The 10,538-nt window shown below is 64.9% G+C and carries 9 protein-coding genes; 4 read left to right on the top strand and 5 right to left on the bottom strand.

The window, feature by feature from the left end:
* Positions 1–77: 77 nt before the first annotated feature.
* The 3 genes from mreD to ACFOSU_RS13840 all read right to left on the bottom strand — a co-directional run bounded on the left by mreD (position 78) and on the right by ACFOSU_RS13840 (position 2,814).
* Positions 78–563 carry a rod shape-determining protein MreD gene (gene mreD / locus ACFOSU_RS13850; RefSeq protein WP_380690521.1) on the bottom strand — a complete coding sequence of 162 codons (486 nt, stop codon included), beginning with the start codon at positions 561–563 and terminating at the stop codon, positions 78–80.
* Positions 560–1,495 (bottom strand): rod shape-determining protein MreC, encoded by a 936-nt coding sequence (gene mreC, locus ACFOSU_RS13845; RefSeq protein ID WP_380690520.1) that lies wholly within the window; start codon positions 1,493–1,495, stop codon positions 560–562. Before mreC ends, mreD begins: the two co-directional genes overlap by 4 nt.
* A 278-nt stretch (positions 1,496–1,773) precedes the next feature.
* Entirely contained in the window at positions 1,774–2,814 is a 1,041-nt protein-coding gene (locus ACFOSU_RS13840) for a rod shape-determining protein (protein WP_380690519.1), read from the bottom strand.
* 214 nt (positions 2,815–3,028) lie between these two features.
* On the opposite strand from ACFOSU_RS13840, the gene gatC reads away from it, so the two are divergent.
* From gatC to ACFOSU_RS13820, 4 genes are read left to right on the top strand one after another with little or no spacing between them, the layout of a single operon-like run.
* Positions 3,029–3,316 (top strand): Asp-tRNA(Asn)/Glu-tRNA(Gln) amidotransferase subunit GatC, encoded by a 288-nt coding sequence (gene gatC / locus ACFOSU_RS13835; RefSeq protein ID WP_380690518.1) that lies wholly within the window; start codon positions 3,029–3,031, stop codon positions 3,314–3,316.
* Entirely contained in the window at positions 3,313–4,773 is a 1,461-nt protein-coding gene (gatA, locus tag ACFOSU_RS13830) for an Asp-tRNA(Asn)/Glu-tRNA(Gln) amidotransferase subunit GatA (protein ID WP_380690517.1), read from the top strand. Before gatC ends, gatA begins: the two co-directional genes overlap by 4 nt.
* Entirely contained in the window at positions 4,773–6,233 is a 1,461-nt protein-coding gene (gatB, locus tag ACFOSU_RS13825; protein WP_380690516.1) for an Asp-tRNA(Asn)/Glu-tRNA(Gln) amidotransferase subunit GatB, read from the top strand. Before gatA ends, gatB begins: the two co-directional genes overlap by 1 nt.
* Before the next feature lie 59 nt (positions 6,234–6,292).
* The gene (locus ACFOSU_RS13820; RefSeq protein ID WP_380690515.1) at positions 6,293–6,706 is read left to right on the top strand and encodes a secondary thiamine-phosphate synthase enzyme YjbQ; all 414 of its coding nucleotides are present in this window, start codon (positions 6,293–6,295) and stop codon (positions 6,704–6,706) included.
* Between the two features lie 51 nt (positions 6,707–6,757).
* Here the strand turns inward: ACFOSU_RS13820 and ACFOSU_RS13815 are convergent, their stop codons facing one another.
* Entirely contained in the window at positions 6,758–7,723 is a 966-nt protein-coding gene (locus tag ACFOSU_RS13815) for a hypothetical protein (protein WP_380690514.1), read from the bottom strand.
* A gap of 59 nt (positions 7,724–7,782) precedes the next feature.
* Positions 7,783–10,431, bottom strand: coding sequence for a galactose oxidase-like domain-containing protein (locus ACFOSU_RS13810; RefSeq protein ID WP_380690513.1), 2,649 nt, complete (start codon positions 10,429–10,431; stop codon positions 7,783–7,785).
* Positions 10,432–10,538: the final 107 nt, after the last annotated feature.

Genomic DNA, 10,538 nt, shown 5'->3' with positions numbered 1-10,538 from the left:
GATTCGTACCCGGCCACGCGGCTGCGGGTGCCGGTTGACGCAATACGCCCCCGCGTCCTTGAAAATCAAGGACCTGCTTATCCGACCTCGAATTCGGCAATCCGTTCCAGAAGAAAGGCCCAGAACGGCCAGATGACCACCGTGCTGAGCACCGGCAGCCAGCGCCACCATTGATCCACCTCGGCGCCGGCCACGCCGTCCACCCAGAACAGCACGAATTCGTAGACCGCAAAGATCGGCGCGAGCAGCAGTGCCTGCTGCCACAGCGGAAAAGTCCAGAGCAGTTCGCGCATCTTGATCAGGGGGTAGGCGGCCACGGCCAAAGCCAGGCCGTGCTCCGCGAACGGCGTGCCGTAGATGACGTCGATCAGGATGCCGCAGCCCCAGGCCGCCACAAGCCCGAAGCGCAACGGCTGCATCAGCACCCAGAACAATACCGTGGCCGGGAAGAAGGCCGGGCGGGCCGCCGAGATGACGTCCGGCGCCGGCAGCAGGGTGAGAATCAGGCCGACGCCGAGCGTGAACACGATCAACAGACCACTCACATGGTGGTTGATGATCATTGCGGCGGCGTACCGGCCCCGGAAGTGCCCGTGTCCCGCGCGTCCGATATTTCGGTCGGATCCTGCGACGTATCGGTCGGTGCGGTCGAGGTATCGCGGGTCCACACCAGCAGCACTTCGCGGCCGCGGTTGAGATGGGCCGTCGGGTTGGCCACCACATCAAGGAATTCATCGCCTGGCTGGTGGTTGACGCGGGTGATCTTGGCCACCGGATAGCCGGTGGGATAACGCCCGCCCAGCCCCGACGAAACCAGAAGATCGCCGACTTTTATATCCGAATTGTTGGCCAGGAACGGCAGCCGCAGTTCATCCGATTTGCCGGTCCCCTGGGCAATGGTCTGCAAACCGGTGCGATTGATCTCCACCGGAATACCGTGGTTGGCGTCGGTGATCAGGATGGCGCGGGCGTCCAGCGGAGTGATATCGGTCACCTGGCCCATGATGCCGTTGGCGTCGACCAGGGCCTGGCCGACGAATACACCGTCCGCCGAGCCCTTGTTGAGCTTGACGTAGTGGCGATAGGGATCGGGCGTGACCGAGAGAATGCGTGCGATCAGCACGTTCTGATCCAGTTGGCTCGCGGAGGCAAGCAACGCCCGGATGCGCTCGTTCTCGGCTTCCAGGGACGCCAGCCGCTGCAATCGTGCCTGCAACAGCAGCACTTTCTGTGACAGCGTGTCGTTCTCGGAGATCAGTTGGCCGCGGTTGAAATAACGGCCCAGGTATTGCGCGATCTCGCGGGGCATCTCGGCGGCCATCTGCACCGGCTGCATGGCGACCGCGAGGGTACTGCGCACCGGCGCCAGGCTGTCGTGGGCATGATCGACCATCATCAGCACGATAGAGACGATGATGATGATCACGATCTTGATGCCCGGTGAGACGCGGCGGGTCAGCAGCGTCGGCTTGTCGTCGTCGGCAAGTCCGCGCACTTAAATCCTGCGGTCGAGGAAAGCGTGCCGCGTGCGATGCCCGGCGGGCGCGAAACGGCTGACTCGCCCGTTCGCGTGCGACTCCTCGATTCGGCCGTTGGCTTGTTTGTCGATCAAGTGATGCACCGCATCTCGTTTCTCGCGTTCGCGCTCAGGTCGTTGGCGTTGCACGCGTGCATACTCACAACTCGTGGCCCGGTCGGCGGGACCGCGGCAGCAAGGGTTCAAGAATCAAAGAGTAGGCTGCGCATTGACCGTTGCGCAACCGTGCCGGCGCGCTACTCGAGCGCGAACAGCTGTCCCGTCTTGCGGTCGATCATCTCCAGCAGGATGCCGCCGCCACGCGCCACGCAGGTCAACGGATCGTCGGCGACGATCACCGGCAGGCCGGTCTCCTCGCTGATCAGCTTGTCCAGATCGGCCAGTAGCGCGCCGCCGCCGGTGAGCACGATGCCGCGCTCGGCCACGTCCGAACCCAGTTCCGGCGGGGTGGACTCGAGGGCGAGCTTGACCGCGCTGGTGATGTTCGACAACGGTTCCTGCAGGGCATCCAGCACTTCGTTGGAGTTGAGCGTGAACGCACGCGGCACGCCCGCCGACAGATGCCGGCCGACGACCTCGATTTCCTTGACCTCGTGGCCCGGGAAGGCGGTGCCGATCTTGTGCTTGATCGACTCGGCCGTGGCTTCGCCGATGAGCATGTTGTACTGGCGCCGCACGTAATTGACGATCGCCTCGTCGAACTTGTCGCCGCCGGTGCGCACGGATTCGGCATAGACGATGCCGTTGAGCGAGATCACCGCCACTTCCGAGGTGCCGCCGCCGATATCGAGCACCATGGAACCGCGCGCCTCGCCGATCGGAATACCGGCACCGATGGCCGCGGCCACCGGCTCCTCGACCAGATAGACACGGCGCGCGCCGGCATTGGACGCCGACTCGCGAATCGCGCGCCGCTCGACCTGGGTCGAGCCGTAGGGCACGCAGACCAGTACCCGCGTCATCGGGCGCAGGAAACGCTTCTTGTGCACCTTGCGGATGAAATGCTGCAGCATCTTCTCGGTGACCGTGAAGTCTGCAATCACGCCGTCCTTGAGCGGACGAATGGTGGTGATATGGCTGGGCGTGCGCCCGAGCATGCGCTTGGCGTCCTGACCCACGGCCTCGATGCGCTTGCCACCCCGCGCATCGGTGCGAACGGCGACCACGGACGGCTCGTTGAGGACAATACCGTGGTCGCGGGCGTAGATTAGAGTGTTGGCCGTACCCAGGTCGATCGACAGATCGTTGACGAACAGGCCGCGAAAGTTGTCCAGCATTTAGCCACACCGTAGCGCAGAAATAGACGCGTCGACGACGCGCAAGTGAGCGGCACGGACGATGCCGCGTCGCAATAAAGTGGCGCAATGCTAGCAACGCGGATTGGCTACGGCAACGCCAGGCTTCAACTATGCGCGACTTGTGCTAGTTTTGCCGGTTTAGTGCGCCGGATGCGCGCAGTTTTCATATGCAGTCGAGTAGAAGGCCAAGCCCGTGAGTCTGACCACCGAACAGGTCCGCAACGTCGCCCGGCTGGCGCGTCTGGGCCTTGATGAAGACCAGATCGCCGAATATGTCGGCGAGCTGTCCAATATTGTCGATGTGTTCGCCGCACTCGAACGCGTCGACACCGACGCCGTCGAGCCGATGGCGCATCCGCTGGATCTGAGCGCCCGCCTGCGCGCCGACGAACCGGTGACCGAGGATTCGCGCGCCGCGTTTCAGGCGATTGCGCCGGCCACGCGCGATGGCGTCTATCTCGTGCCGAAGGTGATCGAATGAGCCCGCGCCACGATTTCCATCGCCTGAGCGTGCGAGAGTTGCTGGCTCGACGCGCGGACGCCAGCGTGAGCGCCGCCGAGCTGACCGAGCATTTTCTGGGCCGTATCGGCGACCACGACGGCGCGCTCAACAGCCTGATCAGCGTCTGCGAAGAGCGCGCACGCGAACAGGCGGCGGCCGTCGACAAGCAAGGATCCGGCACGCTGGCGGGCCTGCCGATCCTCCACAAGGATATCTTCTGTACCCAGGGCGTTCGCACGAGCTGTGGGTCGCGCATGTTGGACAACTTCGTCGCGCCCTATGATGCCGATGCGGTCGAGCGTCTGGACCGCGCCGGCACGGTCACCCTCGGCAAAGCCAATATGGACGAGTTCGCCATGGGCTCGTCGAACGAAAACAGCTTCTACGGCCCGGTGAAGAACCCGTGGAACAATGCCTGTGTGCCGGGTGGTTCTTCCGGCGGCTCGGCGGCGGCGGTCGCGGCCGGCCTGGCGCCGGCCGCGACCGGTACCGATACCGGCGGCTCGATTCGCCAGCCGGCGGCGCTGTGCGGCGTGACCGGCATCAAGCCGACCTACGGCCGCGTGTCGCGCTACGGCATGATCGCCTTCGCCTCCAGCCTCGACCAGGGCGGCTGTATTGCCCGATCGGCCGAGGATTGTGCCCAGGTGCTGCAGGCCATGGCGGGCTTCGACGCGCGCGACTCCACCAGCGTGGAGCGCGACGTGCCGGACTATGCCGCGGCGCTGACCGGCGATATCGCCGGCCTGCGGATCGGCCTGCCGAAGGAATATTTTGCCGAAGGTCTCCAGGACGAAAGCCGCCGGGTGCTCGAGACCGCGATTGCGCAACTCGAGCAGCGTGGCGCCGTCGTCGTCGATATCGAGCTGCCGCATACGGAACTGGCGCTGTCCACGTATTATGTGCTCGCGCCCGCCGAGGCGTCCTCGAATCTGGCCCGCTTCGACGGCGTGCGCTATGGCTATCGCTGCGCCAATCCGGTCGATCTCGAGGATCTGTACACGCGCTCGCGCGGCGAGGGCTTCGGCCGCGAGGTTCAGCGCCGGATCATGATCGGCGCCTATGTGCTCTCGGCCGGCTATTACGACGCCTATTACCTGAAGGCGCAGAAGACACGCCGACTGATCGCCAATGATTTTCACGCCGCATTCACGGACGTGGATCTGATCGCGGCCCCCGTGACCCAGGCACCGGCGTTCCGCCTCGGCGAAATGGTCGACGACCCGGTCTCGATGTATCTCAACGATGTCTACACGCTGCCGGCGAGCCTGGCCGGTATTCCCGGCATGTCGGTGCCCGCGGGCTTCGTCGACGGCCTGCCGGTCGGGCTGCAGCTGCTTGCCCCCTGGTTCGAGGAGGGGCGGCTGCTCAATGCGGCGCATGCCTTCCAGCAGGCGACCGACTGGCACACGCAGCGTCCGGCGGGGTTCGAATAATGGCCACACAGTGGGAAACCGTGATCGGGCTGGAAGTGCATATCCAGCTCGCCACGCGCAGCAAGATATTCTCGTCGGCCCCGACCGCCTACGGCGCCGAGCCCAATACCCAGGCCAGCGCGGTCGACGTGGCCTTGCCGGGCGTATTGCCGGTGATCAATGCCAACGTCATTCGCATGGCGACGATGTTCGGGCTCGCCATCGACGCCGATATCGCGCCGAAGTCGGTGTTCGCGCGCAAGCATTATTTCTATCCGGATCTGCCCAAGGGCTATCAGATCAGTCAGTTCGAGCTGCCGATCGTGGCCGGTGGACATCTGGATATCGTCACTGCTGACGGCGTGGAAAAACGGGTCGGCATCACCCGCGCGCATCTCGAGGAAGATGCCGGCAAGTCGTTGCACGAGGCGTTCGATCGCGAAACCGGTATCGATCTCAATCGCGCCGGCACGCCGCTGGTGGAATGCGTGTCCGAACCCGAGATGACCAGCGCCGCGGAAGCGGTGGCCTACGCCCGCAAGCTGCACGCACTGGTGCAGTATCTGGGGATCTGCGACGGCAACATGCAGGAAGGCTCGTTTCGCGTCGACGCCAATGTATCCGTGCGCCCGCGCGGGCAGGCCGAGTTCGGCACCCGTACCGAGACCAAGAACGTCAACTCGTTCCGGTTTCTGGAAAAAGCGATCGAATTCGAAGTCGAACGCCAGATCGATGTGCTCGAATCCGGTGGCACGATCGTGCAGGAAACCCGCCTCTACGATCCGGATGCCGACGAGACGCGCAGCATGCGCAGCAAGGAAGAGGCGCACGACTACCGTTATTTCCCCGATCCGGATCTGCTGCCGGTAGCGATCGATCAGGCCTTCATCGACGCCGCCCGTGCCGATCTGCCCGAACTGCCCGATGCCAAGCGGGCTCGCTTCGAGGACGAATACGCGCTTTCCGCACAGGACGCGGCAAGCCTGACGGTCTCGCGCGCAACGGCTGATTATTTCGAAGCCACGGTCGCGGCCTGCCCCGGTGACGCCAGAAGTGTCGGCAAGCCGGCGGTGAACTGGATCACCGGCGAGCTGTCCGGTGCGCTCAATCGCGAGGGTCTGTCGATCGCGCAGTCGCCGGTGAGTGCGGCCCAGCTCGGTGGACTGATCGCGCGCATCAACGACAACACCATCTCCGGCAAGATCGGCAAGGACGTGTTCGAGGCCCTGTTCGCCGGCGAAGGCGATAGTGCGGATGCCGTGATCGAGGCGCGGGGCTTGAAACAGATCACCGATACCGGCGCGATCGAGGCGTTCGTGGATGACGTCATTGCCAGCAATCCGGACCAGGTGGCCCAGTACAAGGAAGGCAAGACCAAGATCGTGGGTTTCCTCGTGGGCCAGGTCATGAAGGCATCGAAGGGCAAGGCCAACCCCAAGGACGTCAATCAGCGGCTGGTCGCCAAGCTCGACGCGCTGTAGTGGATCGCCACCCGCGTTAGACTCGGGGCCATCATCCACGAACCGCTTTCGAGTTATCGATGCAGGAAACGCTGACTTTCGACACGCCGGGGCGCTCGACGCGCGATATCACCGCCGATGTGCAGCGTGTGGTGCGCGACAAGGGGGTGAACACCGGCGTGTGCCATGTGTTCATCCGTCATACCTCCGCTTCGCTGATGATCTGCGAAAACGCCGATCCGAGCGTGCGCGCGGACGTCGAACGCTGGATGGCCAAGACCGTCGTCGACGGCGATCCGATGTTCGAGCACGATATGGAAGGCCCCGATGACATGCCCGGTCATATCCGCAGCATTCTCACCGGTATGGATCTGAGCGTGCCCATAACCGACGGCGCGCTCAATCTGGGCACCTGGCAAGGGATCTATCTCTATGAGCATCGCAGCGCCACACACAGGCGCGAGGTCGTGGTCACGCTGCTGAGCGCCGGGTAGGGCGTATTGACGCTCTGGAAGAAAGGGCACGGGGTCACCCGTGCCCGTATCTCAATGGCCTGACTTGGCGAGGGGCGTGACCGGCTGCCACTCGGTAACGCCCTGGATGGCACCCTTCCGATCGCCGACCTGGATCGGGATCTGCCAGCGCTTGACCACGCTTTGCTCGTCCGCGTCCGGCGGGGTGCCGGCATAGGCGGCCCGGGGCTCGATCCAGCCGTAGGTCGCGCTGGCCGACAGGTTCGCCCATTGCGGTGCATCGCTCGGTGCGACCGCCTCGGGCGTGCCCGAGGGGCGTACGCTGGCCCAGGTCGGGCTGGCCCGGTTGGCATCGACACCGGCGTCGGAAAAGCGCAGAAACGCTTCGCCCTCGGTCCCCATCACCACCAGTGGCTCCTTGCCGCGATAGGACACGAACATGCCGGGGCGGGCGCTGCCGCTCATGGCGCGGACAACGGCGCTGGCCGATAGTGCCCCGGCGTCGGTGACCCGTGCTTCGATAATGCCGCGCGCCGGCGGTACGAACTCGAAGTGGCCGCTGATCGCGCTTTCGGTGTCGCCATAGCGCACCGGGATCGACCACTGGCTGACGCGGGCTTTCTCGCCCTTGTCGACGACCGCATGGGGTACCGCGACAGCGTCCGTGCGCAGGCGCAGATCGAACCAGCCCCAGTTCGGGCTGTCCTCGACGGTCTGCCAGTTTGGCGCCTGTGAGGCGTCGGCCGAAAACGCGCCGGGCGCCATGAGTGTATTGGTGCGATGAAAAGCGGCGTTGCCCAGATCGCCGTCGACCCGGCCTTTGCCGATACGCAGAAAATCGCGGCCGTTTTCGTCCTCGATCACCAGCAGTCGGTCGCCGGTGTTGGCCACCAGCAACTGCGGCGCCAGTGTTCGACGCAACTGAACGTGAATGCCGGCCAGCGCGGCCGGCAACGGGTCGAGCACCGCGCGGACCTCGGCTTCGCCGTCCTCATCGCCGCCGTGGGCATGAACAAGGCCTGGGCTTGCGACAAGCATGCAGGCGAGAAAAAGCCGGCTCGCAAACGCGAGCCGGCTTGTAGGGCTAACCCACGACATCATTCGTCAGATGTCGTCGTGTCGCCCTGCTGCGCGGCGCTACCCAGGTCCTGCAGCAGGCCAGTTGCCGCACCCGGCAGGCTGGTCACCGTGTCGCCGAGGATCGAGCCGCCACGCTGGCCGGCACCGCCGAGCTCGGCGGCTGTTTCCGGTGCGCCCTCGATAAGGGTGCTGGGGCCGGGGATGACGCTGGTCACGCCGGAGAGCAGGTCGGTGACCGGCAGCAGTGGCGATACGCCCGAGTTCAACTGTTGGAGTTGATCGGCACTCAGGTCGCCCCTGAGCAGACCGCCCACCGTCGTGGCCTGAGGCGTGTTCTCGACCACGGCCGGCTCGGGCTGCTCGATGGCTTCCTCATTGGCGCTGTTACGCAGAATGGTGACCGGAGCGGAAACCGACGGCAGACGCATGCCGTCCTGGGCCTCGTAGCTGACGAACAGCATGTACTGGCCCGGGGGCAGAACCGCCGGATTGTCGGTCATCTGCAGCGTCAACGTGTTGCCGCTGCGCGACGTGATCGGCAGTACGACCGCACGCTGGTCGCCGTCGACGAGATGGGTGGTCGCGGTGCGACGGATGAGCATGGCTTCGTCGACGTCGCCACGGTTCACGCTGACCGTGAAGGTGCCACCGTCGGTCGACAGCTCGGTCGGCGCGCTCTGGATCGCCGGGCGATCGTCACGCATGGCGTAGGGCGGCGTGTAGATTTCGAAGGATGGGTCGCGGCTCTGGTAGTCCGCCAGGCCCAGGCTGTCGAAGTTGATGTTCGAGGCATAGGCCGTGTTGATCGGCGAATGACCGCCGATGATGATGCGGCCGTCCGGCATCAGGGCGGCCATGTTGTGGTACGTGCGCTTGCGGTGCGCCGTGGCCATCAGCTGCCAGGTCTCGGTCTTCGGGTCGAAGCGCTCGGACTGGCGATAGGCGCCTTCCAGGCCGGGCACGACTACGCCGTCGCGATTGCCGCCGGAGAAGATCATGACGCCGTCATCCGGCATGACCACGGAATAGCTGTACCAGCGCGGCTCGTTGAGCGGCGCGGTCAGGCGCGATGAATATTCCATGTCATCGCCGTTGACCGTGACCGTGTCGATACGCGAGGACGAGATCGGCAGATAGCCACCGGGGCTGCCCACCGTCACGTAGGTCGGTACGCCGCCCGCGGTCAGGAACTGGGCGTCGTGGTAGCCGCCGTTGGCGTCCGGACGCAGCGGCAGCATGGCCGAGAACGTCGAACCACGCATGCCGGAACCGATCGTGCGCTCCAGTGCGCGGCCATCGACCGGCGTATCCAGCAGACCTTCGATTGCGCCGGTGGGGTTGGTCAGCGTCTGGCCGACCAGATCGCCGAGCAGGCGCTGGGTCTGTTCCGGATTGACGTTGGTGGGGTTGAGGGTGGTGCTCAACGCACTCAGACCGAGCTGGTTGAACTCCAGCGGCAGGCCGGCGTAGCCGAGATCGGTCCATGTCTGGGTCTGCGGGTCATAGGCGCCGATGATGTTCCACAGCGCCTGATCATAGGCCTGACCGAAGGGGTTGAAGGCCTGACCGCCGGCGTTGTAGTAGACCTGACCGTTGGGCAGCAGGTGCATACGCGGGAACAGCGGCAGCGAACGTTCGGCGGCGGTGCCGTTGTCGGTCCAGGTGCCGGTATCCAGATCGTAGGTTTCGGTCTGGGTGACGTTACGCCCCGAATTCAGCGGATTCTCGGGATAAACCGGCTTGAGCAGCTTGGTCACGCCACTGGCCACGAATACATCGCCGTCGGCGAGCGTGACCAGCGAGGGATACCAGCGGCCATAGTTCATGTCGCCGCTCTGGGTCCAGGTGTTGTCGTCGGGGTTGAAGATGCGCGAGTTCTTCAGGCCCTCGAGTTCGACCACGCCGACCGGCAGGCCATCGACACCCGGCTCGGTGTAGTAGTCGGTGCCGCCCACGGCCATGACGCTGCCGTCGGCCAGGAATACGACGTCGGCGCAGAACAGCGCGCCATCGTTCTTGGCGGTGTTGTCGGCGGTATCGAGCGCGCCGTCGGGAATGCCGGGCAGGGCGCCGGCCAGCGTGGTGCTGTCGTTGCCGTCCGGGTTCGCGCCGGCGTCATTCGGGGTGGGTTTCGCCCAGGAGGGTGTGTCGCCGTCACCCAGGGTGAGCACGCGCGACTGATCGTTGACCGATACCTCACCGAACTCGGCGACAATCGACAGCTCCACGTTCTCGGTGCCTTCCAGCGCGTTCAGATACAGGAAACGACCGCCACCGAGCACCGCGAGCGTGCCGGCCGCGGGCTTGCAGTTCAACGAGCCTTCGGCGTTCGGCAGACAGCGTTCATCGGTGGCCACGGCCTTGCCGTCGACCACGATGGTGGGTTCGGCGAAGGGCGTGCTGAACGTGCCGACCCGAGTCGGATCCTCGCCGTCACGGGTGGCGGCGGCCTCCGAATCGCTTTGCGGCTTCTGGGTCAGACCATCGACCAGACCGCCCAGCACGCCCGTATCGGCGCTGCTGTCGGTGGTCGGCGCGGCTTCGGCGCTGTCTTGTTCCTGCGGGGTGGCCTTGTCGAGCAAGTCGCCCAGCAGGCCTGCGTATACGGGCATGCTGCCGACAAGCAGCAGGGCCGCCGCGGACGCGGCGGTGATGGGGTGGCGCATCGTGTTATCTCCTGAGCAGGCGACCTTATGAAAGCCGCTCTTTATATCGTGACTAACCGATCGTTTAATAATCGATTGGGAAATTTGTACCACGAATTCAGGCGGGA

The organism is Salinisphaera aquimarina, assembly GCF_042643355.1.
Classification (GTDB): domain Bacteria; phylum Pseudomonadota; class Gammaproteobacteria; order Nevskiales; family Salinisphaeraceae; genus Salinisphaera; species Salinisphaera aquimarina.
The sequence above is the reverse complement of the archived record's forward strand: the minus strand, read 5'-3'. Positions and strand labels throughout refer to the sequence as shown.